Origin of the sequence: Parenemella sanctibonifatiensis, from assembly GCF_002250565.1 — a bacterium.
Lineage (GTDB): Bacteria > Actinomycetota > Actinomycetes > Propionibacteriales > Propionibacteriaceae > Parenemella > Parenemella sanctibonifatiensis.
On record NZ_NMVJ01000010.1, the window covers coordinates 170089 to 194895 of the forward strand.

Genomic DNA, 24807 nt, shown 5'->3' on the forward strand with positions numbered 1-24807 from the left:
CTCACCCACGCTTGCGGACCGCGTGCTCGTAGATCGATCGGCCGGCGTCGATGCCTCGTTGCTGATACTTGGTTACCGGTCGCCCCAAGACGCCCGAGGGCACCGCGGTTGGGATGAACCAGGGCGCCTGTTGGAGCACCTCCGCGATCTGCTCGGAATAGTCGGCCCAGTCGGTCGCGATCCACCACAGTCCATCGGGCTGCAGGCGGCTGGCGACCAGTTCGGCGAAGTCAGGGCTGATGAGGCGGCGTTTGTTGTGGCGGCTCTTGTGCCACGGGTCGGGGAAGAAGGTCCACACCTGCGCCAGTGACTCGGGCGGCAGTAGCCGGTGCAGCGCCTCGACGGCATTGACCATTGCAACCCGGACGTTGCTGACGCCTTCGCGGCCGAACCGGCCCAGCGCACTGGCCAGCTGGGGGCGATAGACCTCCAGAGCGAGAAAGTTGAGCTCTGGCCGGGCCAGCGCCATGGCCGCCATCGCCTCGCCGTTGCCGGAGCCGATCTCGACCACCAACGGGCGGTCGGCCCGGTCCGCCCCGAAGATCTCGGCCAGGTCCCACGGGTGCGCGTCCTCGGCCACCGAGACCTCGCCCTCGCCGCGGGGCACGTCAATGACCCAGTCGGCGTAGGTGGTCCACGCCTTCTCCTGGGAGGGGCTGAGGCGCTGGCTACGGCGTACGAAGGACACCACCTCGCGGTGGCCGGGCCGGATGGTCAGCGGCGCGGGCGCGGGTGCGGGCAGGGGATCGGGCTGGTCGGACATCGGCTCGATTCTGTCAGACCGGCACGCCCAGGTGAGATTCACCTTGGTCAGCCGGTTTTCTTTCCGCCACGCCTGGTCATCCACGACGAAGAACCGGTCCCCGGTTCGTGGGCGATGTGATGGCGTACCGATGCCGGCCGCATCCTCGGCAAAGTCGGGTCGAGACTGGTCTGTGTGGTGGCTGGGCACCGGAGCAACCGGGCCGTCACGGAACGAGACCGACTGGCGTTCTCAATGCGCGGCTCCGCCGCGACGTTGGCCTCAATGCGCGGCTCCGCCGCGACGTTCTCAATGCGCGGCTCCGCCGCGACGGCCGAGACGGCACATCGCCATGGTGCACGGGCCGGATTTGGTCGCTCGGGCTGGGTGCCGTAGCATCTGTCGCTGTTGCGTCTGATCGCAAACGGGAGTCAGGACTCACCCGCGAGTCCCTCCGTCTGTCCGCAGCTCAAGGCTTGTCCGGGAGTGATGCGAGGAGCGGGTGCTGCAGAGCGCCGATCCTTGTGCGGAGACGGCCCGACGATCACCTGCAGTGCCCGAATCAGACCGAGATTCCCTGACCGAGAGAAGATCGCGTGTCCACCTACAGCCCCAAGCAGGGCGAGATCACCCGTGAATGGCATGTCATTGATGCCGAGGACATTGTCCTGGGTCGCCTCGCCGTGACCGCCGCCACTTTGCTGCGCGGCAAGCACAAGCCCACCTTCGCCCCCCACATCGACGTCGGTGACTTCGTTATCGTCATCAACGCCTCCAAGATTGCCCTCACCGGCAACAAGCGCACCGACAAGATGGCCTACCGCCACTCCGGTCGTCCGGGCGGCCTCAAGTCCGTGTCGTACGGTGAGCTGCTGGAGAAGAACCCCCGCAAGGCCGTTGAGCGCGCCGTCTGGGGCATGCTGCCCAAGAACCGCCTCAGCCGCCAGCTCATCACCAAGCTGAAGGTGTACGACGGTGCCGAGCACCCGCACGCCGCGCAGAAGCCCCAGCCCTACGAGATCACGCAGGTCGCCCAGTGAACACCGAAGCCGAGGTTGAAGTGACCGACACCACCGTCGAAGAGACCACCGAGACGTCCGCGTTCACCGAGGGTGACCGCGAGATCGCCTACCGCTCCGAGAGCGAAGGCCAGCCCGGTCAGGCCGCGGAGTCCGAGCGTCCTGCCGTCATCGCGCCGGGTCAGGCCGTGGGCCGCCGCAAGCAGGCCATCGCCCGCGTACGCCTGGTGCCCGGCACCGGCCAGTTCACGATCAACGGTCGTGACCTGGAGACCTTCTTCCCGAACAAGATCCACCAGCAGCTGGTGACCGAGGTCTTTGACACTGCCGCTGTTGCCGGCGCGTACGACGTCATCGCCCGCATCGCCGGTGGTGGCGTTTCCGGTCAGGCCGGTGCGCTGCGGCTTGGTGTTGCTCGCGCCCTGAACGCGATCGACGCCGAGGCCAGCCGTCCTGCCCTGAAGAAGGCTGGCATGCTGAGCCGTGACGCTCGTGTCAAGGAACGCAAGAAGGCCGGTCTGAAGAAGGCGCGTAAGGCGCCGCAGTACTCCAAGCGCTGAGAAGGGTGGGCTGAGGATGGCTCGTCTGTTCGGTACGGACGGCGTCCGAGGGCGCGCCAACTCTGCGGATCTGTCCGCGGAGATGGCGATGGCCTTGGCAGTCGCCTCAGCCCACGTGCTTGGCGAGGCCGGTCAACTCGACGGACGTCCCACCGCCTTGGTGGGACGCGACCCGCGGATCTCGGGAGAGTTCCTCGAGTCGGCCGTCGTGGCCGGCCTTGCCAGCGCTGGCGTGGATGTGGTCCGGATCGGCATCGTGCCGACTCCTGGGCTGGCGTACCTCACCGGCGCCTTGGATGCCGACTTCGCCGTGATGTTGTCGGCCAGCCACAACCCGATGCCCGACAACGGCATCAAGATCTTCAGCCGGGGCGGCGTGAAACTCGACGACGCCCTGGAAGATGCGATCGAAGCCCGACTCGACGTGGAGTGGGATCGCCCGCAGGGCGCCCAGGTCGGTCGCGTCAGCGATGCCCCCGGCGCCGTCGAACAGTACGTCGCGCACCTGGTCAGCTCGCTCGGCAGCGACAGTGACGACTCCGTCAGCCTCAACGGCATCAGCGTCGTGGTCGACGCCGCCAACGGTGCGGCCTACCGGACCGCCGTCGAGGCCTTCTCCGCCCAGGGTGCGGAGGTGTTGCCGATCAACGCGACCCCGGACGGCCTCAACATCAACGAACACTGCGGCTCCACCCATCCCGAGGAGTTGCAGCGCGCCGTCGTCGACAACCGCGCCGATCTCGGCATCGCCCTCGATGGCGATGCCGACCGTTGTCTGGCCGTGGACCACGAGGGCAACCTCATCGACGGCGACCAGATCCTGGCCGTGCTGGCGCTCGGCATGAAGGAACGCGGTCGGCTGGTCCGCGACACCGTGGTCGCGACCGTGATGTCCAACCTCGGATTCGTCCAGGCGATGCGCGCCCATGGCCTGCGTGTCGAACAGACCAAGGTCGGCGACCGCTACGTGTTGGAGGCGATGAACGCCGAGGGCTACACGCTGGGCGGTGAGCAGTCCGGACACGTGGTGATGTCGGAGTTCGCGACCACCGGCGACGGTGTCCTCACCGGCCTGCACCTGATGGCGCGGATTGCGCAGACCAAGTCGCCGCTCAAGGAACTTGCCAGCGTGATGACGCGGCTCCCGCAGGTCCTCATCAACGTCCCCGGCGTCGACAAGACTCGGGTCAACATCGATCCCGGCGTGCTCGCGGCCGTCCGCGGAGCAGCCGAGGCCCTCAGCGAGACGGGCCGGGTGCTGCTGCGGCCTTCCGGCACCGAGCCGCTGGTCCGCGTGATGGTCGAGGCGCCCACCGACGCCGAGGCCCGACGGCACGCCGAGGACCTGGCCGCGGTGGTGCGCGAACGACTCAGCCTCTGAGACGCACGCTCACCGCTGACCTGCGACCTCAGGCCTCCAGCGTGTGCACCTCGCCGTTGGCCAGCACGACCCGTGGGTTCTCACCGCCGGTGACACCGGCCACCAGCGCCTCGAACCGCCACTGGTCCACCACGGCGCCGTCGATGCCGAGCTTGGCCACCGACCCGTTGTCCAGGCCGACCAGGTAACCATCGCCCAACCCGGCCAGGTGCAGCACCCGGTCCTCCAGCGAGGTCGTGAAGCGACGCTCGCCGGTCGACGTCAGTGACACCACGTCGAAGCCGGCCGTGCCGGCCAGCACCTCCGAGCCGACGGACTCGTGGAAGGTGCCGGTCTCCAGCGCCAGGATCGCGCCGCTCAGTCGGGCATTCCAGCCGGCAGTGCCGGCCGGACGGGTGTATTCGAAGGCCTGCACCTCGCTCTGCTTGGTGCCGTACACGGTCAGCGGCAGCCCTTCGGCGCGATCCAGGATCCGCACGTGGCTGTATCCGGGGCCGCCCTCGCGGCCACCGCGAGTCACGGTCTGGTTCTTGACGAAGGTGGCGTAGAAGTACTCCAGCGCGATCGCGCCCTCGTCCTTGCCGTCACCGTCGAGGTCACCCCAGGCCTGGCCGTCGACGCCGTAGAAGTAGCAGAGATCCTCCCACTGCTGGGCGCCGGTGAGGTCCAGCTCATAGATCCAGCGGAACATCGAACCGACCATGATCACCGGGTCGGCGTCGCGGCCATTCGTCCACGCCAGCCGGACATTGGTGGCGCCGGTGCGGTTGCCCTTGCGCTCCCGACGGGCGGCATCGTTGGGCAGCGTGGTCCGGAACCGGTCGGCGCCGGCGCCGTCGAGCGCAACCACCTGGAAGTCCTCGGTGCAGATCAGCACCCACAACTCGTCATCGATCGACTGTGCGGTGATCTCGTTGATCCGGCTGCCGACGTCGACCTGCCAGTCAATCGCGCCGGCCGCGTCGAAGGCGGTCACCGCCCCTGTCGTCATGCCGACGATGGTGAGGCTGTCGGTGCTGGCCGTGGCGCAGACCTCACCGGTCGCGGCGGCCAGCTTGACCCAGCCGGCCGTGCCGGGCTGCGGCGTCGGAGCCGGTGCCGGCACCGAACTGCGTCGGGTCAACTCATGCATCGCGGCACGCCGGTGCCCGGCGGTCCACCGGGCCGGGCCCTGGTCGATCGGATCGGGCCGGATGATGGTGCCGTTCTCGTCGTACGCTGCCCGGTCCCGCAGCAGCGGCCACGCCGTCCAGGTGTCCTCGGTCAGGGTCAGCAGGACCGGTTCGTCGAAGGTCAGGGCCAGCTCGCCGATCCGGACGTCGGTGACCCCGCCCAACAGCGCCCGGCCGTCGCTGACCAGGTGCACCGCGCCGTCAGCGCGGATGGTGCCGGCCTGCAGCGCGCCGCGTACGGCCACCCAGGTGGTGTCCCCGTCGACGATGCTGAACCGGTTCTCGGCGGTACGTTCGGCGCCGGTCAGTGCCGACGGTGCCCCGACGGTGATGAGATTCGCCAGGCTGACGACGTCACCGGCCGCCCGTGGCGTACGCGGGTGGACCTGGTTGAGCACCGTCTCCTGGTCGGCGTACGGATAGGGAGTCTCGCCCTTGAAGTACTTCTGGAAGTGGCCATGTCGGTCGTAGCTGCGCAGTGAGGTGTCATCCAGACTGCGGATCGCCATGGTGCGACCCTGCTGGGTGGCGGTGAAGTCACGGCTCTCGATGGCCGGCGTGCCCAGCGTCTGCCACAGGTTGCGGACCACGAACTCGCCGTCCTCGAGCACCTCGAGGTCGTCCAGCACGAGATGGAAGTTGCCGGATTCGGTGGTGAGGATGGTGCGGGTCCAGTCGACACCGTTGGATTGCGGCAGCACCGAGCGGCTGATCGCGAAGCCGTCCACGTCGGCGGCCCAGTCGAGCCGTGCCAGCGGCCCGCGTTCGGCGTGGACGCCGTCCTTGGCCACCAGCACCCCGGACTGGGACTCGGGGGCGTTCTCGATGTAGTCACGTTCGGTCAGGAAGAGTCGGCCACCCGAGGTCAGGTTGAGGATCGCGTTGGCGTCCTGATGGCCGTGCCGGCCAGTGCCGAAACCGTCGACGATCAGCCAGCTGTCCTCGACGTCGTAGCCGGAGCGGAAGGCGAGCTTGTGGAAGGTCTCCTCCAGTGCGACCGGGGTCGGTGTCTGCGCGACTGTGTCCTCGTAGAGGCCCTCGTCGATGGCGACGGCCCGGACGGTCGGGTAGAGGTCGGGGTCGAAGTCGGGCTCATCGGCCGAGACCACCTGGTAGCGGTGCCAGGGTACGTCCAAGTCGCTCATCCGCTGTTCCAGCGGGCTGTCCAGGGTCAGCTGCAGCATGTGGCGATAGACGGGGTCGGCGTAGAGCCAGCTGGCGGCGTACAGCACTTGGGAGTGGCCCCAGCTGAACGGGCCGCTGTAGCCGAACGGGTAGCAGTCGCCGCCGCCGGCCATGGTGCCGAGGTTGTCGATCATCAGCACGTGCAGGTCTGCGCTGGGGCGGACGGTCCGGTTGAGATAGTCCCGTTGGCCGACCAGCAGGCCATAGTCGATGAAGGCCATCGGCAGGTGCATCAGATAGTCCGAGCCCTCGTCCAGGCTGATGGTGGCCGTGTTGCCCTCGAAGATCCGCGCGGCGATGGGCAGCCACTCGGCAGCCTCGGGTACGCCGCGGGTCTCGAAGTACTGCGCCGCCGCGGCCAGCGACAACGCCGGGAAGATCTGGTGATTCCAACGTGGGCCGCGATCGGGGGCGGAGTGCAGGTAGGGGTCCAGGGCATTGCGCTTGTAGAGGTGGATCAGCGTCTGGTGGATGCGTTCCTTGTTGGCGTCACTGACCGCGTCGCTGGTGGCCAGCACCCGCCAGCCGCCCAGCAGTTCCTCTCCGAAGGTCCACATGTTCACGCCGAAGGACAACAACTCACCGGCGGCATCGGCGTGGGCCTCGACGAACTCGGTCCAGCCCAGCAGAGCCCGGGCGGCCAACCGGGCGAACGCCGGGCTCGGGTCGACCATGAAGTACTTCAGATTGACCGCGGCACCGCTGAGCACCGGCAACACCAGTCGCGCGTTGGCCTCGGTCGCCGCGGGGTCGAGCTTGCTGATCCGTGACTCGATGTCGGCCATCGCGGTCGCCTCGTAGGCGGAGTCGATGACGCCGTCGTTGGGCAGCCGGAGCCGGGTCTCGGGATCGAGTTCGGCCTGATGGATCCACGGCAGGGTGCCCTCGGCCAGCTGCGGCAGCAGCGCCTGTACGCCCGCGGCCACCCCTTCCTCGGTGGAGGCGCCGACCACGATCGTGGTGTTGTCGCCACCGAAGGGGGCATCGACCGAGTGCAGCGACCAGCCGGTGGGGCCGGGGCACAGCGAATCGGCGACGCTGAGCCACAGGCCGTAGAGGCGCGCCACGTGGAGGTTGTTGCCGAGGTGACCCAGCAGGATCCGGTCGTCCTGCCAACCGTCAGCGAAGCCAGCCTCATCGGGCTCGGTGACGGTGGCGCTCGCGCCGGCAGCGGTGAGGGCCTCGGCGACCTGATCGGCGTACGACTTCCAGTCAGCCGGGGCGACGACGGTCACCGATCCGGCGGCCTGATGCGGCTGGGGCGTTGCTGACCACGACGGTCGGGCAATCTGGGACAACGTGAGACCTCCTGCGGCGGCAGCGCTGCTGGCAAGGACGGTGCGACGACTGGGCATCATTGCTCCTGGGGTTGGCGGCGCCGTAGCCGCCAGATAGGGTTGCTTCCAGCCTTGTCCAGCTTGTGGAGTCTGTCAAGGTGCCAGCGTCCGGCGCCGCCCCGGCGAGGTGATCCGTCCGGCTCAGACCTTGCGGATCCGTACCCAGTCGATCTGGTGGTCGCCCGACTTGCGCAGGATCGCGGTGGCGCGGCCTCGGGTGGGGCGGATGTTGAGCTCCAGGTTGGGGCCGTTGATGGTGTCCCAGATCTCGCTGGCGCGCTCGATCGCCTCGGGTACGGTGAGGCTGCCGTACCGGGTGAAGTAGGAGCGGGGGTCGCGGAAGGCGGTCTCGCGCAGGTGCAGGAATCGTGTGATGTACCAGGACCGGATGTCCTCGTCGGCGGCGTCGACATAGACGGTGAAGTCGAAGAAGTCGCTCAGCGCCAGGCCGGTGGTGCCGTCGGCACGCTGTCGGGCCGGCTGCAGGACGTTCAGTCCCTCCACGATCAGGATGTCGGGCTGGCGTACCTCGTTGAAGGCGCCGGGGACGATGTCATAGCCGAGGTGGTCATAGACCGGGGCTCGGACCACCGGAGCGCCGGACTTGACGTCCATGACGAAGCTCAACAGAGCGCGTCGGTCGTAGCTCTCTGGGAATCCCTTGCGCTCCATCAGCCCGCGCCGCTTGAGCTCGTCATTGGGGAAGAGGAACCCGTCGGTGGTCACCAATTCGACCTTGGGATGCTCGGGCCAACGCGACAGCAGCGCCGTCAGCAGCCGGGAGGTGGTCGACTTGCCGACCGCGACCGACCCCGCGACACCGATCACGAAGGGGGTGCGTCGCACCGACAGCCCCAGGAACTCGTTGGTCGCCTCGAAGAGTTCGCCGGTGTGGTGGACGTACTTGTTGAGCAGCCCGGTCAGTGGCAGATAGACCTCGGCGACCTCGGGCAGGTTGATCGGGTCGCCGGTGGAACGCAACTTTTCCACGGTGGGCTGGTCCACCGTGATGGGCAGATTGCCCGCCAGTTCGGCCCAGTCCTGTCGGGACCGTTGAATGTAGGGGCCGCCGTTCCGCTCCGTCGCCACCGCTCAACCCTAATGTCTTTTCTGGTCGGAGATGGTGCGAGGCCGTAGTCTGACCGCGTGTGCGGAATCGTTGGATATGTGGGACCCCGTGATGCTTCCGGGATCGTGATGGGTGGCTTGGCCCGCCTCGAATACCGTGGTTACGACTCCGCAGGAGTGGCAACCGTGGCGCCGGAGGGGCTGGCGGTACGCCGGGCGGTCGGCAAACTCGTCAACCTGCGGGCCGCGCTCGAGGAGTCCCCGCTGCCCTCGGTGACCGGCGACCAGGCTGGCATCGGGCACACCCGGTGGGCCACCCACGGTGCCCCCAGCGAACGCAACGCCCACCCGCACGTCGACGCCGAACGCCGGGTGGCGGTGGTCCACAACGGCATCATCGAGAACCACGCCGCGCTGGCCGCCGAGTTGCAGGTGTCGCTCGCCTCGGACACCGACACCGAAGTGGTGGCGCAACTGCTGGGTCAGGAGCTGGCCCGCGGGGCCGAGCCGCTGGACGCCCTGCGTACGGTGACCGCCCGTCTGGAGGGCTCCTTCGGCCTGGTGGTCGCGGTCGCCGACCGCCCCGGCGTGGTGTACGCCGCCCGCCGCAACTCGCCGCTGGTGCTGGGGGTGGGCAAGGGCGAGATGTTCATCGGCTCCGACGTGGCCGCCTTCCTCGAGCACACTCGTGAGGCCGTCGAGATCCAGCAGGACTGCCTGGTCGAGATCACCGCCAGCGACTTTCGGGCGTACGACTCCGAAGGTGAGCCGGCGCCGACCCGCCGCCACACCGTCGACTGGGACCTGGCTGCCGCCGAGAAGGACGGCTACGACTGGTTCATGCGCAAGGAGATTCACGAGCAGCCGGCCGCGGTCGCCGAGAGCCTGCGTGGTCACCACGACGAGTCCGGCGTACGTCTGGACGAGCTCCACTTCGGTGAGGACGAGCTGCGCCGCCTCGACAAGATCATCATCGTCGGCTGCGGCACGGCGTTCTATGCCGGACTGGTCGCGAAGTACGCCATCGAACACTGGACTCGGGTTGCCTGCGAGGTCGAACTGGCCAGTGAGTTTCGCTACCGCGACCCGATCGTGGGCCCGAACAGCCTGGTTGTCGTGATCTCCCAGTCCGGTGAGACCGCAGACTCGCTGCAGGCGCTGCGGCATGCCAAGGGACAGGGAGCCCGGGTGCTGGCGATCTGCAACACCAACGGTTCGACGATTCCGCGGGAGTCCGACGGCGTCATCTACACCCATGCCGGTCCCGAGATCGGCGTCGCCTCCACCAAGGGCTTCCTGACCCAGGTGGTGGCCTGTTACCTGTTGGGGCTGTTCCTGGCGCAGGTGCGCCAGACCCGCTACCAGGAGGAGATCCTGGCCGTGGTCGCCGAACTCCAGCGGATGCCGGAGTTGATCCAGCAGGTGTTGGACCAGTCCGCCCCGGTGCTGGAACTTGCCGGTGAACTCAAGGACGCCCGCTCGGTGCTCTTCCTGGGTCGCCACGTCGGTTATCCGGTGGCACTGGAAGGGGCGCTGAAGCTCAAGGAGCTCGCCTACATCCATGCTGAGGGGTTCGCCGCCGGCGAGCTCAAGCACGGTCCGATCGCGCTGATCGAGCAGGACGTGCCGGTCTTCGTGATCGTGCCGCCGCAGGGTCGCGACCAGCTTCACGACAAGGTGCTGGCCAACATCTCCGAGGTACGCGCCCGCGGCGCCCGCACCATCGTGTTGGCCGAACATGACGACGCCGGTGTGGCCGGGCTGGCAGACCTGCTGTTGGAGCTGCCGCGGGTGTCGACGCTGCTGCAGCCGCTGCTGGCGACCGTACCGCTGCAGCTGTTCGCCTGCGAGTTGGCGACCCAACGCGGCCACGACGTGGACCAGCCGCGCAACTTGGCGAAGTCGGTCACGGTCGAGTGACGTGTGCGTGTGATGTGATGGACGCGTGGTGACAGCATGATCGTCAGCATCGGGGTGGACCTGTGTCAGGTGTCCCGGCTCGAGGCTGCGCTGAGTCGGCGCCCCGGGCTGGCCGATCGGCTGTTCACCTCGGCCGAGCAGGAACGACCGACCTACTCCTTGGCAGGCGCATTCGCCGCCAAGGAGGCGCTCGCGAAGTCGCTGGGCGCCCCGGGCCTGCGGTGGTTGGAATGTGAGGTGCTCCGGGAGGAGTCGGGTCAGCCCCGGTTTCGGGTGACCGGCGGGGTGGCGCAGCGGGTTGCCGACCTGGGCATCGACTCGATCCATCTGTCCATCTCCCATGACGCCGGCGCGGCCGTGGCGATGGTGGTCTGCGAGCGGGCGTCGGTCGGGGAGGACACCAGTCATGCGTGACATTGCCAGCGTCGCCGAGATCCGGGCCGCCGAGGAGGCCACGATGGCCGCCGAACCGGGCGGCCCCGATCGGGGCACATCAGACCTGATGCTGCGTGCCGCCGAGGCGTTGGCGCAGCTGGTCTGGCAGGAACTGGCCGGTCGTCCGGAGCCGCGAGTCCTGCTGCTGGTGGGCCCCGGCAACAACGGCGGCGACGGCCTGTGGGCGGCCCAACGGCTGCTGCAGCGCGGCGTCCGGGTCTCCTGCTGGCGTACTGCCCCCGATGTCCATGCCGAGGGTTGGGCAGCCGCGACGGAAGCTGGCCTGACCGAGATCGACGCCGCCGAAGCGATCGCGGCGCTGCCGTCAATCGACCTGGCCATTGATGCCGTCTTCGGGATCGGTGCCCGGCCCGGCCTGCCCGATCCGGTCGCGACCTGGGCCGCCGCGGCGTCCGACATCGGTACGCCGGTGGTTGCCGTCGACCTGCCCTCGGGGCTGGCCGCCGACCGGGTCAGCGCCGACGCTCCCCATGTCCGGGCCGCGATCACCGTCACCTTCGGTGCCGCGAAGCTGTGCCATCTCGCCCAACCAGCCGCCAGCGCCTGCGGCCGTCTGGAAGTGGTCGACCTCGACCTCGGATTGCCGCCGGCTCAGGTGCGGGCAGTGGAACCTCACGACGTGGCCGTCCGCTGGCCGGTGCCCGGACCGCTCGACGACAAGTACCGCCGTGGTGTGGTCGGCATCGACGCCGGCTCCAGCAGCTATCCGGGGGCAGGCATTCTCGCGACCACCGGGGCCCTGTACGCCGGCGCCGGCATGGTGCGGTTCCTGGGTCCCGAGCAGGCGGCCCAGGCGATCAGCCTGCGGATGCCGTCGGTGACGATCGGCCCGGGGCGGGTGCAGGCGATGCTGCTCGGCTCCGGGTGGGGCGACCGCGCCGACGCCCGGGAGCGAATCGAGGCCGCGCTCGAACTGGACGTCCCGCTGGTGCTCGACGCTGACGCGTTGCGGTCGCTGCCCGCCTCCGGACTGGAGAACTGTCTGCTCACCCCGCATGCCGGTGAGCTGGCCGCGTTGCTGGACATCGGGCGTACCGACGTCACCGCTGACCCGATCGCCGCCGTACGCCGGGCGGTCGACCGGACCGGCGCGACCGTGCTCCTCAAGGGCGCCACCCAGTACGTTGCCGGTCCCGGTGGGGACGGGGACGATCGTCGGGTGGATCTTGCCGTGCCGGGGCCGGCGTGGACGGGGCAGGCCGGATCGGGGGACACGCTGGCGGGGATGGCGGCGACCCTGCTGGCCGGCGGCCTGACACCCCGCTGGGCGGCGCTGGCCGCTGCCTCGATGCAGGCGATGACCGCGGCACGCAACCCGGGGCCTTGGCCGCCGGACGAGATCGCCGCCCGGGTGCCCGACACGGTCGCCTGGTTGGTCGACCAGGCCCCTGCCACAGCGCGGCTCAGCAACCAGACTCAGTAGCGCGGCTGCCAGGGCATCGATTCCCGCGGTGGTGTTCCCGATGAGGTTCGGCGCCGTGAATCGTCCCCGAGATGCGACCGACGTCAGGCGGCCGACAGTCGCGGTGCGGTCTCGATCGCCTCGCGGTAGTAGTCCAGCAGCTGGTCGCACATGTAGTCCCAGGTGCGGTGCTCCACCGACTGGCGAGCTCGCGTGCCGAAGGCCTGCCGCTTGCGCTCGTCGCCGAGCAGGTCACGGGCGTGGCGGCGCAGGCTCGCCAGGTCGCCGGGGGAGTAGAGCCACCCGGTGCGCGAGGGGTTGATCAGGTCCAAGGGGCCGCCGCGGGCCGGAGCGATGACCGGCAGGCCGCTGGCCATTGCTTCCTGGATCGTCTGTCCGAAGGTCTCCAATTCGCCCGGCGTCACGAACAGGTCCGCACTGGCGTACGCCGTGGCGAGGTCCTCACCGCCCTGATGGCCGAGGAAGACCGCGCCGGGCAGAAAGGTCTCGAGTTCATCCTGGGAGGGGCCGCTACCCACGATCGCAATTCGGGTGTTCGGCAGATCGGCCAGCACCTGCAGGTCGCCGACCTGCTTCTCGGGAGCGAGTCGGCCCACGTAGAGGATGATCCGTTCGCCATGGGGGGCGACACGGTCGCGCCATTGCTGGCTGCGCTTGCTCGGGTGGAAGCGGACCGAGTCGACGCCGCGGCCCCAGATTCCGACCCGCTGCACTCCTTGCTCGATCAGCTGGTTGCGGGCAAAGGAACTCGGAGCCAAGGTCATGGTCGCCAGGTTGTGGGCCTGTCGGACCCGCCACCACAGCAGCGCCTCAGCGTGGGGTACGCCGTACCGGGCTGCGTAGCTGGGGACCTCGGTCTGATAGATCGCCACCGACGGCAACTCCAGGCGGGACACCGCCAGCGCCCCGCGATAGCCGACGTTGAACGGCGCGGCCAGGTGCACCACGTCGGGCTGGAAGTCCTCGAGGATCCGCTCCAGGGCGTACGACGGGGTGGTCGCGATCTGTACGCCGGCGTACCCCGGCATGTTGACCGAGGCGAGTCGAGTGACGGGGAAGCCGCAGACCTCGGCAGGGCACTTGCCCATGGCTCCGGGTGCGATGACCCGAGCGTCGTGGCCGTTCTCGGCCAGATGCTCCAGAACACGCAGCACCGAATTCGTGACGCCGTTCACCAGTGGCAGGAACGACTCGGCGATGATGGCAACCCGCACGTTGTTCACCTTAGCCGAGCCATCGTGGCGACCCGGGAGATGGGGGCAACGAGACGGGAAACAACCGGTGAAGGAGCGGGAACGATCATTTGACGCGATCCCGAGCCAAGGGCGGGCCCGCGTGGCTGGTGGCCCGCGGCATGTGTGCACGACCGTCCCCGAGCGCCGCTCATGCGTGCGGGATTAGTGGTTTGGCGTGATGCTGAACTAAGCTTCGTTGGTTCCCCCAGATTTACAGGAGTGCCCCCACATGTCTTCGCAGCGAATCAATCCTGCCCGAACCGGGGGGCCCGCCCGTACGGGTGGCTCGGGCCGCGCCAAGGGCCGCAAGGCCGACGGCACCCCCAAGCGGCGCTGGACCTCAGCCGAACGCAAGGACCGAGGACACAAGCCGCGTGGCCGGGGTCGCTCCGAGGGTCAGCCGAAGGTGAAGAACCGGTGGCGTGACGACGAGTCCCGCGCCGAGGGGCGCCGGGAGGACCGGGGCGGCTACCGCGGTGGTCGTGACGACCGCCGCTCCGATGACCGTCGGGGTGGTCGCAAGGGCTGGGAGGGTGATCGCGAGGACCGTCCTCGCAGCCAGGATCGCGGCCCGCGTCGCGAGTGGGGATCGCGCGACGAGCGTGGCTCCCGTGAGGATCGTGGCTTCGATCGTGGTTCTCGGGATGACCGGGGCCGGGAGGATCGTCCCCGACGCGGCGTCGGCTACGGCAAGCGCGACTGGAACGACAAGCGTGACCGTTCCGAGCGGTCCGACAACCGTGACTGGGCACCCCGGGGGGATCGCCGCGACGAGCGTGACTCGGACCAGCGGGACCGCTCCGGAAACACCAGGTACGACAAGAAGGCTGGCTTCGAGAAGAAGTCCGGCTACCAGAAGGACGGCGGCCGGGACGCGTACAAGAAGCGCGTTCGGCAACCGCGGGAGGCCCACCGCCCCCCGAGCCGTCCGTTCCATCGCGAGACACCCAAGGGTGACTCGCCCCTGTTGCATGAGGCGCTCCTTGGCTCCGAGACCACGGATTCCGAGAACCTCACGACTGACACCACCCCCGTGGACCGGGGCCGTGAGGAGAAAGACATGACCGCCACCATCACCGAGGCGCCGCAGAGCGTCGCCGAGGCCGACCTGCCGCAGGGCTCCTTCGCCGAGCTCGGCGTACCGGAACCGATCGTCCAGGAACTGGCACGCAACGGCATCAACGCCCCCTTCCCGATCCAGCGCGCCACCATCGCCGACGCGATGGCCGGCCGCGACGTGTTGGGCCGCGCCCGGACCGGATCGGGCAAGACGCTCGGCTTCGGCCTGCCGCTGCTGACCCGCCTCGCCCAGGACGGTTCTCAAACCAAGCCCCGCGGCGTCATCCTTGCCCCCACCCGCGAGCTCGCCATGCAGGTGCACGACGCCCTCGCCGGGCCCGCCCGTGCGGTGCGGCTGCGGACCGTGGTCGTGGCCGGTGGCCTCAGCTACACCCCGCAGCGCCGTGCTTTTGAGCGTGGCGTCGACGTCGTCGTCGCCACCCCGGGTCGGTTGATCGACCTGATGCAGCAGGGCGTGGCCGACCTCGGCCAGGTCGAGGGCGTCGTCATCGACGAGGCCGACCACATGGCTGACCTGGGCTTCATGGAGGAGATGACCACCATCCTCGACGCCATCCCGGCCAACGCCCAGCACCTGCTCTTCTCCGCCACTTTGGACCGCGGCGTCGACAAGCTCGTCAAGCGTTACCTGAACGACCCGGTGCAGCACTCGGTCGACTCGGCCAGTTCGCCGGTCACCGCGCTCAGCCACTGGCTGGTCCAGGTGCCCGGGCAGTACAAGGTCGAGGCGATGCGTCGCCTCGCCGACAACGGTGCCCGCACCGTCGTCTTCGTCCGTACGCAGCGTGCCGCCGACCGGGTCGCCGAGCAGCTGCGTGAGGTCGGCGTGCTGGCCGGTGCCCTGCACGGCGGCATGGGCCAGGGCGCCCGCAACCGGGTCCTGACCGCCTTCCGCGAGGGCAAGATCGGCGTCATCGTCGCCACCGACGTGGCCGCCCGCGGCATCCACGTCGACTCGGTCGAGATGGTGCTCCAGGTCGACCCGGCCGGGGACTCGAAGGACTACCTGCACCGCGCCGGGCGTACTGCCCGCGCCGGACACGCCGGCGCCAACATCACCCTGGTGCTGCCGCACCAGCGCAAGATGGTCGACCGGATGCTCTCCGAAGTTCAGGTCAAGGCCGACACCATCCGCGGCACTGACTCCCGGATGGAGAGCGAGCTGCGCGCCGGTGCCGGCGCCGGTGAGCCGATCAGCCATGAGGAGTACGAGACGATCGTCGCTCCCCGCCCGCCGCGGCGCGGCGGACCCCGCCGATGCGGCCCCGGTGGTGGCCGGCGCCCCTTCCACGGCAAGGGCCGTGGTCAGGGCAAGGGCTACCAGGGCGGACATCAGGGCAAGAGCGGGAGGCGGCCCGGTCGTGACTGACCGGAGCGCCACACCCGTTACCCGGGCCGCGACGGTCTCCGACGCGCCCGCGATGCTGGAGGTGATCCGGGCTGCCTTCGGCGCCCGGCCCCCGGTTGATCCACCGGCCGCAGCACTCGGCGAAACCGTTGAGTCGCTGCGGACGACGGTGCTGCCGGCGGCTGAGGGTGGCCAAGGCCAGCACGGCATCCTGGTCGAGATCGAGGGTGAGCCTGCCGGCACGTTGCTGTTGTCATTCGAAGGCGACGCCGCCCGTATCGCCCGCGTCGCGGTGCACCCGCGATTCCAGCGACAGGGCATCGCCGGGGCGATGGTGGTCGAAGCGATCCGTGCGGCCGCCCGCGCCGGGGCCGCCACGTTGGAATTGGTTGCCCGGGTCGAATTCGACCACGTGGTGCGGTTCTGGCGGCGCCGCGGCTTTGAGGAAGTGGCCCGTTCCGGGCCGAACCTCACCCTGCGTCGGGCGCTGCCCGTGGTGGTGCAGATCGCCGACGCCGACGCGATGCACCGGCTGGGTGCGCGCCTGGCGCGGGTCGCTGGTGGCGGCGACCTGCTGATCGCCAGTGGCGACCTGGGCGCGGGCAAGACCACCCTGAGCCAGGGCATCGGCGCCGGCCTGGGCGTTGTGGAAGCGGTGATCTCGCCGACCTTCGTGCTGTCCCGGGTGCACGCCGCCACCGATCCGGAGGCGCTGGCCCGCGGCATACGCCGGCTGGTGCACGTCGATGCGTATCGGCTGGGATCGGCCGACGAACTGTGGGACCTGGACCTGGTCGACACGATGGCCGATTCCCTCACCGTCATTGAGTGGGGCGAGGGGCTCGCCGAGGAACTCAGCGACCAGGTGCTGCAGGTGCTGATCGAACGACCCACCGGGGCCGAGGGGCGTACGGTGTGGCTGGAAGCCGGTGCGACGCCGACGGCCCGACAACGCTGGAGCCGACAGGTGCTCACCGGAGTGGTGGAGAGCCTGTGATGCGGGCAGGGGAGCGACGATGAGTTGGACATTGGCGGTCGACACGTCCACCGGGGTCCGCATCGGACTCGCGCGGGACGGTGTACCGGTGGATCGTTGGGGCAGCGAGGACCCGCGGCGGCAGGTCGAGGACCTTGCCCCCGCCATCGGGGAGCTGCTGCAACGCCACCAGCTTGCGGTTGCCGATCTGGCGCGCATCGTGGTCGGGATGGGCCCGGGGCCGTTCACCGGCCTGCGGGTCGGGATCGTCACGGCTTGGACCCTGGCGCGCGTCAATGGCATCACTGCGGCGGCCGTGTGCAGTTTGGACGTGCTCGCGGCCCAGGCCGTCGCGGCCGGCATCACCGAGGATTTCGTGGTGGCCATTGACGCGCGCCGCAAGGAGCTCTACTGGGCCAGCTACGCCGCCGGCGTACGCCAGGCACAGCCGCAGGTGTCCGCGGCGGCCGAGTTGCCGCCGCTGACCGTGGTCGGTCCGGGCGCCCGGCTCCATCCGGTGCCCGGTCCGGTCAGCGATGTCGCTCCGGATCTGGACGCGGCGCTGATGGCTGCGACCGAGTTGCCCGAGGTGCCAGCCGAGCCGATGTATCTGCGACCTCCGGACGCGGTGGTGCCGACCGGCCGGAAGTCTGCCCTGACGGCGTTGAGGCGGCGATGATCCTGCGGCAGGCGAGCCAGGCCGACCTGGCGGCGATCGTTGCGCTGGAGGGCGCTTTTCCGGTTGGGCAGCGCTGGACCGCGGCGCTGTGGCAGGCCGAGTTGGACCACCGGTTCGTCTTGGTGGCCGAGGTCAACCACCGCGTCGAGGCCGTGGCCAGCTATCAACTCCTGCTGGATGAGGTCGAACTGTTTCGGGTGGTGGTGGCGCCGACGCATCGGCGTCGGGGCCTGGCCCGGGAACTGATCGACGCTGGAATCGCCTGGGCACGTGAACGCGGTGCCGAGACCATGCTGCTGGAGGTAGCGGCGGACAACATCGCGGCCCGAGGGCTCTATGAGTCGATCGGGTTTGTCGGGGTGGGCCGCCGCGCCGGTTACTACGGCGGCGGTGGGCCTGACGGCAACCGCGGCGTCGGGGCCGATGCGGTGTTGATGCGACTTGCGCTCACCGATCTGGCCTTTGCCGAATCGGGTATTTCTGCTTCGTCTGAACCGGATGGCAATGATGAGTGAACCTTTGGTGTTGGGGATCGAGTCCTCCTGCGACGAGACCGGCGTCGGCGTGGTCCGGGGGCGTACGTTGCTCGCCAATGAGGTCGCATCCTCGGTCGAGCAGCACGTCCGCTTCGGTGGCGTGGTCCCCGAAGTCGCGTCTCGCGCGCACTTGGAGGCGATGGTGCCGACCCTGGACCGAGCATTGGCCGCCGCCGAGGTCGAGTTGACGGACCTGGACGCGATCGCTGTCACGGCCGGGCCCGGGCTGATGGGTGCCCTGGTGGTCGGTGTGGCCGCAGCGAAGGCGCTGGCGCTGGCGACCGGCAAGCCGCTGTACGGGGTGAACCATCTTGCCGGTCACGTCACCGTCGATGCGCTGGAGCACGGCCCGCTTCCCGAGCGATGCGTGGCGCTGCTGGTGTCCGGTGGCCACACCTCGATCCTGCTGATGGACGGCGGGGTCGGCAACATCCGTGAACTCGGCGCGACCATCGACGACGCCGCGGGGGAGGCCTACGACAAGGTGGCGCGGCTGCTGGGGTTGGCCTATCCGGGCGGTCCCGTGATCGACCGAGCCGCTGCCGAGGGGGACCGCCGCGCCATCCGATTCCCGCGAGGTCTGACCGGGGCCAGGGACCAGGACAAGCACCGCTTCAACTTCTCCTTCTCCGGCCTCAAGACCTCGGTGGCGCGCTGGGTCGAGACCCGAGAGCTCGAGGGCGAGGAGTTCCCGGTCGCCGATGTGGCAGCCAGCTTCCAGGAAGCTGTGTGCGACGTCCTCACCGCCAAGACGATCGACGCCTGCCAGGAGTACGGCGTGGACACGGTGGTGCTGGGCGGCGGGGTCGCTGCCAACTCACGACTGCGGGAGTTGATGGCTGACCGGGCCGCATCGGCTGGCATCCAGGTACGCCGGCCGCGACCGGGCCTGTGCACCGACAACGGTGCCATGATTGCCGCTGTCGGGTCCGAACTGGTCGCCGCCGGTCGGCCGCCGTCCGGGCTGGACTTCGGCGCCGATTCGGGCCTGCCGATCAGTCGCGTCCAGGTCTAGGCCGGCTCGCTGGCGACCACCAAGGCGGGCTCAGCCGACCTGATAGCGCTCCAAGACATCCAGATCGATGTCGATCCCGAGCCCCGGGGCGGTCGGGACCGCAACGCAGCCCTCGTCGTCGACGCCGAACGGAGTGAGGAGCAGGTCGTCGCGGAGCGGATTGAGCGTGCGATCGAATTCGATCACCGGTTCGTTCTGGAGCGGAATCGGCACGTGGGTGTGCGGTGCCAGCGGCAACGCGGCACACACATGGAGGCCGGCCGCCAATGCGATGCCCGAACCCCACACGTGGGGGATCAGCCGCAGGTTGGCCGCGCTGGTGAGGGCAGCGATGCGCTGCACCTCCGTGATGCCGCCGCTCACGCAGACGTCCGGTTGGGCGATGTCGATGCACTCCCGGGCGATGAGTTCTCGGAAGCCGTACCGGGTGAACTCCGCTTCGCCGCCAGCGATCGGGATACGTAGCGCTGCCCGGACCCGCTGGTAGCCGCTGAGATCCTCCGGCGGGACGGGCTCCTCGAAGAAGGCGGCGTCGGCTTCCTCGAGCGCGTGTCCCATGCTGATCGCGCTTGCCGCGTTGTACGCATGGTTGGCATCCACCATGAGCGTGAACCCGTCGCCCAGCTCCTCACGTACCGCGTGCACCCGCGCAGCATCCTGGGCTACCGGCAGCAGCCCGACCTTCAGCTTCAGCATCGTGAAGCCCGAGCCGGCGTACTCGCGTACGGTCTCCCGCAGGGCCGGTAGATCCCGTGCTGCGTCGAACTCCTCGAAGCGGTAGTAGCCGCCGGTGCCGTAGGCGCGGATCCGCTCCCGGAACCGGCCGCCGATGAGGGTCGACACCGGCGCTCCCAGCTCCTGGCCCAGCAGGTCCCACAGGGCAATGTCGATGGCGCTGATGGCTTCGACGTAGGTGCCCTTCTGCCCGAAGTCGCGACTGTGGGTGTAGAGCCGTTCCCAGACCACTGCGGGGGAGGCATCGGGCATCGCAAGCAGCACCGGTCCGAGCACGGATTCGATCGCCGTCTGCACTGGCTCGCCTGGCCCGTACTGGCCACCCTCGCCCCAACCGACCAGTCCGTTGTCGGCGGTGAGGCGCACCAACAGGCTGGTGCGCTCGGGGAAGGCAGCCTGGGAGGACCAGAAACGCTCGGAACCCAGCGGTGCCTTCAGCAGGAAGGTCTCGATCGTGGTGATCTTCATCAGGGGGATCCTCTCCGAGGCAACAGGTCTGATGAGTGTAGCGACACCGGCGCAGAAAACTTGCCAAAACGGCAGTTGCGGGGCGTACACTCCTCAGACAAGTTACCCGCACCGGGCGGGTGGTCGATCCGAGTAGGGGACAGTGGTGTCAACACCGTGGCTCATCGTTCACTTCGTCGTGACGTTCGTTGCGATCGCCGTGCTCATCGTGCGGTTTCGTCTCAATCCTGCGATTTCGCTGCTGATCGGCGCGATCTATCTCGGATTGGTCACCGGTTTCACGCCCGCTGATCTCGTGGCCGGGCTCAATGAGGGCTTCGGCGGCCTGATGGCCGAGGTCGGCCTGCTCATCACGATGGGCGTGGTGATGGGCTTCCTGATGTCGAGTTATGGCGCGATCCAGCGCATCGTGCAAGCCATCCTGCGCGTCTTCGGGCGCCGCGGCTCCCCGTACGCCTTCAGCCTCACTCTCGCCACGATCACCCCGTCGATCTACTTCGACGTGCTGCTCGTGCTGGTTGCACCGATCGCCCGGCGGGTGGCGCGGCGTACGAATCGACCGATGGCGTCATTGGCTGGCCCAGTGGCGATGGGCCTGGCGGTCGGCAACGCTTTGGTGATTCCGGGCGCGGCGATGCTTGCCTACCTCGGCGCGATGGGTTTGTCGGTGTCTGCGATGCTCGTCCCCGGCTTCCTGTTGGCGATCCCGGCGGTCGTGCTGAGCACGTTCCTCTATCTCTTCATCATCGAAAAGCTGGGCTGGTGGAACGTTGCCCAGGACGAGGACGACCTTATTGACGATGCTCCGGACGATGACGAGGAAGCCGAACAGAATCTGCCACCGCTGCTGCTGGCCGTGGCGCCGATTGCCACCGCGCTGATCTTGGTGATCCTCGGAATCGTGGCTCCCATGCTGGGCTGGACCAGCCCGGTCGTGGGCCTGCTCGGCGACCCCGTGATGGCCCTACTGATCGGTGCACTCGTTGCGTTGGTGATCTGCGTGGCGCGGCGGGGGCTGGCCGACCAGGAGGACGCGGTCAACCGCGCACTGGAGACCGGCGGCACGATCCTGATCGTCACGGCAGTGGCGGGTGCGCTGGGTCAGATCATCGCCGGCACGGGGATGCGCGACGTCTTGGCGACCCTGTTCGAGGCGACATCCATCCTGCCGCTGGTGGTGGTGTGGTTCGTGGCCGCGGTGATGCGCACCGCGCTCGGCGGGCAGACCGTCGCCGGCATCACGGCCATCGGCATCATCGCCCCGCTGGTGGAGCCGTCGGGGCTGTCGCCGGTGCTGGTGGTGCTCGCCGCCGGCGCAGGTGGCGCCTTCGGTGGCCAGTTCAGCGACAACGCCTTCTGGATGCTGCGCAGCCTGTTCGGACTGTCCACCCGCGGCACCCTGAAGACCTACACGTTGGCGCAGTCGCTGCTGTCGGTGGTGGCCTTGCTGATGGTGTTGGCGGCCGATCTGGTCGTGTGAGTCGTCATTGCCGCAGGCGCGTGAGCTCCTGTTGGACCGCCACGACGTGGTCCACGGCCCGCGCCCGAGCGGCATCCCGGTCGCCCTCGATCACCGCCCGGGCGATCGCCACGTGGTCGGCGTGCGCGCGCTCGCGGCGGCCCTCCAAGCCGATCACTTTCCTGGAGTACTCGGTGAACTGGTCGGCGATCGACTCCCAGATCCGCACCAGCAAGGGGTTGCCGCTCGCTTGAGCGATCTCGTGGTGGAATTGCCCGTCCAGGGAGATGAAGTCCTCGGTCGAGGTGTTCGGGTTAGCTGCCGCCGACAGGATCGACTCCAGGAACTCGCAATGGTGGTCGGTCCGACGCTTGGCGGCGAGCTCAGCCGCAGCCCCCTCGATCGCGATCCGCGCCTCGAACAGGTCCGTGACGGTGTAGCCGCCAGTCAGGGCCAGATCGACGCCGCCGACGGTGGGCCGGGTGGAGATGACGAACACACCCCGCCCGTGCTGGGGTCGCAGGTAGCCCTCGGTGGCGAGGATCCTGATCGCCTCGCGCATCGAACTGCGGCCCACGCCGTATTCGGCTGCCAGGACCGTTTCTGAGGGCAGCTTGGAGCCGACGGGATGGTCGCCGCCGACGATGCGTCCCTCGAGTCTGCGAGCCACGCGCTCCGACAGCGGCGTACGCCCTTGGCGCCCGCTCACACCAGCATCCGATAGAACGGCGAGTCGGGCAGGATCTTCTCGCAACGGATCGGGGAGGCGTCCATCCGGGCGATCAGGCCGGCCAGATCCTCGGGGCGGCTGATCTCGATGCCGACCAGGGCAGGTCCTTCGTCACGGTTGGAACGCTTGACGTACTCGAAATGGGCGATGTCGTCGTCGGGCCCCAGCACCTCGTCGAGGAAGCGGCGCAGCGCACCCGGCTCCTGCGGGAAGCTGACGAGGAAGTAGTGCTTGAGGCCGGCGAAGATGAGGGAGCGCTCCACGACTTCGGCGTACCGGGAGACGTCGTTGTTTCCGCCCGACACCAGCACCACGACGGTCTGGTCCGGCTCAACCTGGAGGCTGTGGCCGACCGCCGAGGCCGCGAGGGCGCCCGCCGGTTCGGCGATGATGCCGTCGACCTGATACATCTCCAGCATCTCGCTGCAGATCTGTCCCTCCGGCTCCCGGGTCAGCTCCACCGGATGGCTGCTGATGATGTCGTAGGGCAGGTGGCCGACGGTCCGGACTGCCGCCCCGTCGACAAAACTGTCCAGATCGGGCAGGGGGTCCGGGCGGCCCGCTTCCAGGGCTGCAGCGAGGCTGGCGGCGCCGGCAGGTTCCACGCCGACGATGCGGGTGTCGGGGGCGTGCTCGGCAAACCAGAGCAGGCACCCGGCCAACAGGCCCCCACCGCCCACCGGCACCACCAGTACGTCGGGAGCCGCGCCGAGCTGGTCACAGATTTCGGGGGCCACCGTTCCCTGCCCGGCGACGGTGCGGGGGTGGTCGAAGGCCGGCACGAAGATCGCGCCCGCTGAGGTCGCCTCGCCGCCGGCAGCTGCCGCTTCGTCGTAGTTGGCGCCGTACACCACCAGTTCGACATGGTCACCACCGATTGCCCGCATCCGCTCCCGCTTCTGCAACGGGGTGGTCGCCGGCACATAGATCCGGCCATGGATGTTGAGTTCGCGGCAGGCGTACGCCACCCCCTGGCCGTGATTGCCCGCACTGGCCGTGACGACGCCGGCGGCGCGTTGTTCGGGGCTGAGCTGGGACATGAAGTTGTACGCCCCCCGCAGCTTGTAGCTGCGGACCGGCTGCAGGTCCTCCCGCTTGACGAAGACCCGGGCGCCGGCGCGAGCACTCAGCCGCGGGTTGGGCAGCAGTGGGGTGGTCGAGACCACCCCGGCCAGGTGCTCACGAGCCCGTTCGATGTCAGCAACACTCACATGCACCCCGCCATCCTTGCACCACCTAGACTGGGCGGCATGACTGACCAGAGCATCCGCCCTGACCGCAGCGTCACGATTGCGGCCCCGCGAGGATATTGCGCCGGCGTCGATCGCGCGGTGGTGACAGTCGAGAAGGCACTGGACCACTACGGCGCGCCGATCTATGTGCGCAAGGAGATCGTCCACAACCGACATGTGGTGGAAGACCTCACCGAACGCGGCGCGATCTTCGTCCAGGAGCTCGACGAGGTGCCCGAGGGCTCGATGGTGATCTTCTCCGCCCACGGAGTGTCGCCGGCCGTACGCCAGGAGGCCGTCGACCGCAATCTGCGCACCATTGATGCGACCTGCCCGCTGGTGACCAAGGTCCACAGCGAGGCGAAGCGGTTCGCCAAGGATGACGTCGAGATCCTGCTGGTCGGTCACAGCGGCCACGAAGAGGTAGAGGGCACCGCAGGCGAGGCGCCGGACCGCACCACCCTGGTCGAGAGCCCCGCCGACGTGGAGCACGTCGAGGTCAAGGACCCCTCCAAGGTGGCCTGGCTGTCCCAGACCACGTTGAGCGTTGACGAGACGATGGAGACCGTCCGGCGGCTGCGGGAGAAGTTCCCACTGCTGATGGATCCGCCCTCGGACGACATCTGCTATGCCACCCAGAACCGTCAGGTCGCCGTGAAGCAGATCGCGCAGGGCTGCGACCTGATGATCGTGGTCGGGTCGGCGAACTCGTCCAACTCCGTACGCCTGGTCGAGGTGGCGCTGGAGGCCGGCGCCAAGACGGCGTACCGGGTCGACAACGCCAGCGAGATCGATCCGGCTTGGCTGGAGGGTGTCAACCACGTCGGCATCACCTCTGGGGCCTCGGTGCCGGAGCACCTGGTCGAGGGCGTGCGCGAGTACCTCACTGAGCGCGGGTTCCCGCAGGGACGTGAGGAGACGTTGACCGAGGAATCGCTGATGTTCTCGCTGCCGCCCGAGCTGCGCAAGGATCTCAAGAAACGCGACGTCACTCCTCCCACGAACTGAGTTTTTCGCGGCCAGCGGGGGACAATCGAGGGTCAGGCAGGCG

Annotated in this window: 20 protein-coding genes; 13 read left to right on the forward strand and 7 right to left on the reverse strand. The window is 68.8% G+C overall.

Features of this window, described 5'->3' with window-relative positions; genetic code table 11:
- Position 1: 1 nt before the first annotated feature.
- Positions 2-763: a tRNA (guanosine(46)-N7)-methyltransferase TrmB gene (gene trmB / locus CGZ91_RS12625; RefSeq protein ID WP_094455790.1), complete on the reverse strand. Its 762-nt coding sequence runs from the start codon at positions 761-763 to the stop codon at positions 2-4.
- A 575-nt stretch (positions 764-1338) separates the two neighbouring features.
- Here trmB and rplM point away from each other — a divergent pair.
- Genes rplM through glmM form a run of 3 tightly spaced genes read left to right on the forward strand, consistent with a single transcriptional unit; the run spans position 1339 to position 3702 of the window.
- Complete coding sequence (gene rplM / locus CGZ91_RS12630) at positions 1339-1782, forward strand: 50S ribosomal protein L13 (RefSeq protein WP_094455645.1); 444 nt, start codon at positions 1339-1341, stop codon at positions 1780-1782.
- 20 nt (positions 1783-1802) lie between these two features.
- A complete protein-coding gene (gene rpsI, locus CGZ91_RS12635) occupies positions 1803-2321 on the forward strand; it encodes a 30S ribosomal protein S9 (RefSeq protein WP_094455792.1) in 519 nt (172 codons plus the stop codon).
- A 16-nt stretch (positions 2322-2337) separates the two neighbouring features.
- Positions 2338-3702: a phosphoglucosamine mutase gene (glmM, locus tag CGZ91_RS12640; RefSeq protein ID WP_094455647.1), complete on the forward strand. Its 1365-nt coding sequence runs from the start codon at positions 2338-2340 to the stop codon at positions 3700-3702.
- A 28-nt stretch (positions 3703-3730) separates the two neighbouring features.
- Here the strand turns inward: glmM and CGZ91_RS12645 are convergent, their stop codons facing one another.
- On the reverse strand, positions 3731-7414 hold the full coding sequence (locus tag CGZ91_RS12645; RefSeq protein ID WP_094455649.1) for a hypothetical protein: 3684 nt from the start codon (positions 7412-7414) through the stop codon (positions 3731-3733).
- A gap of 123 nt (positions 7415-7537) precedes the next feature.
- Positions 7538-8485, reverse strand: coding sequence for a type I pantothenate kinase (gene coaA, locus CGZ91_RS12650; protein WP_094455651.1), 948 nt, complete (start codon positions 8483-8485; stop codon positions 7538-7540).
- Positions 8486-8542: 57 nt separating this feature from the next.
- Between coaA and glmS the strand changes: the two genes are divergently transcribed.
- Genes glmS through CGZ91_RS12665 form a run of 3 tightly spaced genes read left to right on the forward strand, consistent with a single transcriptional unit; the run spans position 8543 to position 12263 of the window.
- Complete coding sequence (gene glmS, locus CGZ91_RS12655; protein WP_094455653.1) at positions 8543-10384, forward strand: glutamine--fructose-6-phosphate transaminase (isomerizing); 1842 nt, start codon at positions 8543-8545, stop codon at positions 10382-10384.
- Between the two features lie 36 nt (positions 10385-10420).
- Positions 10421-10798 carry a holo-ACP synthase gene (locus tag CGZ91_RS12660; protein ID WP_094455655.1) on the forward strand — a complete coding sequence of 126 codons (378 nt, stop codon included), beginning with the start codon at positions 10421-10423 and terminating at the stop codon, positions 10796-10798.
- A complete protein-coding gene (locus CGZ91_RS12665) occupies positions 10791-12263 on the forward strand; it encodes an NAD(P)H-hydrate epimerase (RefSeq protein WP_179229356.1) in 1473 nt (490 codons plus the stop codon). Before CGZ91_RS12660 ends, CGZ91_RS12665 begins: the two co-directional genes overlap by 8 nt.
- An 83-nt stretch (positions 12264-12346) precedes the next feature.
- Here CGZ91_RS12665 and CGZ91_RS12670 read toward each other — a convergent pair whose 3' ends face one another.
- On the reverse strand, positions 12347-13477 hold the full coding sequence (locus CGZ91_RS12670; protein WP_094455659.1) for a glycosyltransferase family 4 protein: 1131 nt from the start codon (positions 13475-13477) through the stop codon (positions 12347-12349).
- A gap of 250 nt (positions 13478-13727) precedes the next feature.
- Here CGZ91_RS12670 and CGZ91_RS12675 point away from each other — a divergent pair, with 250 nt between their 5' ends.
- From CGZ91_RS12675 to tsaD, 5 genes are read left to right on the forward strand one after another with little or no spacing between them, the layout of a single operon-like run.
- On the forward strand, positions 13728-15947 hold the full coding sequence (locus CGZ91_RS12675; RefSeq protein WP_094455661.1) for a DEAD/DEAH box helicase: 2220 nt from the start codon (positions 13728-13730) through the stop codon (positions 15945-15947).
- The gene (gene tsaE / locus CGZ91_RS12680) at positions 15940-16923 is read left to right on the forward strand and encodes a tRNA (adenosine(37)-N6)-threonylcarbamoyltransferase complex ATPase subunit type 1 TsaE (RefSeq protein ID WP_179229357.1); all 984 of its coding nucleotides are present in this window, start codon (positions 15940-15942) and stop codon (positions 16921-16923) included. The genes CGZ91_RS12675 and tsaE overlap by 8 nt, the downstream gene beginning before the upstream one ends.
- A 19-nt stretch (positions 16924-16942) precedes the next feature.
- Positions 16943-17581: a tRNA (adenosine(37)-N6)-threonylcarbamoyltransferase complex dimerization subunit type 1 TsaB gene (gene tsaB, locus CGZ91_RS12685; RefSeq protein ID WP_094455665.1), complete on the forward strand. Its 639-nt coding sequence runs from the start codon at positions 16943-16945 to the stop codon at positions 17579-17581.
- Positions 17578-18096, forward strand: a complete 519-nt coding sequence (locus CGZ91_RS12690; RefSeq protein WP_094455667.1) for a GNAT family N-acetyltransferase — start codon at positions 17578-17580, stop codon at positions 18094-18096. The genes tsaB and CGZ91_RS12690 overlap by 4 nt, the downstream gene beginning before the upstream one ends.
- Positions 18089-19132, forward strand: coding sequence for a tRNA (adenosine(37)-N6)-threonylcarbamoyltransferase complex transferase subunit TsaD (tsaD, locus tag CGZ91_RS12695; protein WP_179229358.1), 1044 nt, complete (start codon positions 18089-18091; stop codon positions 19130-19132). The genes CGZ91_RS12690 and tsaD overlap by 8 nt, the downstream gene beginning before the upstream one ends.
- 30 nt (positions 19133-19162) lie before the next feature.
- Here the strand turns inward: tsaD and CGZ91_RS12700 are convergent, their stop codons facing one another.
- Positions 19163-20335: a mandelate racemase/muconate lactonizing enzyme family protein gene (locus tag CGZ91_RS12700; protein ID WP_094455671.1), complete on the reverse strand. Its 1173-nt coding sequence runs from the start codon at positions 20333-20335 to the stop codon at positions 19163-19165.
- A gap of 145 nt (positions 20336-20480) precedes the next feature.
- On the opposite strand from CGZ91_RS12700, the gene CGZ91_RS12705 reads away from it, so the two are divergent.
- Entirely contained in the window at positions 20481-21815 is a 1335-nt protein-coding gene (locus CGZ91_RS12705; protein WP_179229359.1) for a GntP family permease, read from the forward strand.
- A 4-nt stretch (positions 21816-21819) separates the two neighbouring features.
- On the opposite strand, the gene CGZ91_RS12710 is transcribed toward CGZ91_RS12705, so the two are convergent.
- Positions 21820-22503 carry a FadR/GntR family transcriptional regulator gene (locus tag CGZ91_RS12710; RefSeq protein ID WP_179229360.1) on the reverse strand — a complete coding sequence of 228 codons (684 nt, stop codon included), beginning with the start codon at positions 22501-22503 and terminating at the stop codon, positions 21820-21822.
- Positions 22500-23735, reverse strand: a complete 1236-nt coding sequence (gene ilvA / locus CGZ91_RS12715) for a threonine ammonia-lyase IlvA (RefSeq protein WP_094455794.1) — start codon at positions 23733-23735, stop codon at positions 22500-22502. Before ilvA ends, CGZ91_RS12710 begins: the two co-directional genes overlap by 4 nt.
- A 39-nt stretch (positions 23736-23774) precedes the next feature.
- Between ilvA and CGZ91_RS12720 the strand changes: the two genes are divergently transcribed.
- Positions 23775-24764 carry a 4-hydroxy-3-methylbut-2-enyl diphosphate reductase gene (locus CGZ91_RS12720; protein WP_094455677.1) on the forward strand — a complete coding sequence of 330 codons (990 nt, stop codon included), beginning with the start codon at positions 23775-23777 and terminating at the stop codon, positions 24762-24764.
- Positions 24765-24807: the final 43 nt, after the last annotated feature.

Bases quoted from the DNA above. Each gene is read 5' to 3' on its own strand.
- trmB (WP_094455790.1), bottom strand. From the start codon at position 763: ATGTCCGACCAGCCCGATCCCCTGCCCGCACCCGCGCCCGCGCCGCTG.
- glmM (WP_094455647.1), top strand. From the start codon at position 2,338: ATGGCTCGTCTGTTCGGTACGGACGGCGTCCGAGGGCGCGCCAACTCT.
- CGZ91_RS12645 (WP_094455649.1), bottom strand. From the start codon at position 7,414: ATGCCCAGTCGTCGCACCGTCCTTGCCAGCAGCGCTGCCGCCGCAGGA.
- CGZ91_RS12660 (WP_094455655.1), top strand. From the start codon at position 10,421: ATGATCGTCAGCATCGGGGTGGACCTGTGTCAGGTGTCCCGGCTCGAG.
- CGZ91_RS12665 (WP_179229356.1), top strand. From the start codon at position 10,791: ATGCGTGACATTGCCAGCGTCGCCGAGATCCGGGCCGCCGAGGAGGCC.
- CGZ91_RS12675 (WP_094455661.1), top strand. From the start codon at position 13,728: ATGTCTTCGCAGCGAATCAATCCTGCCCGAACCGGGGGGCCCGCCCGT.
- tsaB (WP_094455665.1), top strand. From the start codon at position 16,943: ATGAGTTGGACATTGGCGGTCGACACGTCCACCGGGGTCCGCATCGGA.
- CGZ91_RS12690 (WP_094455667.1), top strand. From the start codon at position 17,578: ATGATCCTGCGGCAGGCGAGCCAGGCCGACCTGGCGGCGATCGTTGCG.
- tsaD (WP_179229358.1), top strand. From the start codon at position 18,089: ATGAGTGAACCTTTGGTGTTGGGGATCGAGTCCTCCTGCGACGAGACC.
- CGZ91_RS12700 (WP_094455671.1), bottom strand. From the start codon at position 20,335: ATGAAGATCACCACGATCGAGACCTTCCTGCTGAAGGCACCGCTGGGT.
- CGZ91_RS12720 (WP_094455677.1), top strand. From the start codon at position 23,775: ATGACTGACCAGAGCATCCGCCCTGACCGCAGCGTCACGATTGCGGCC.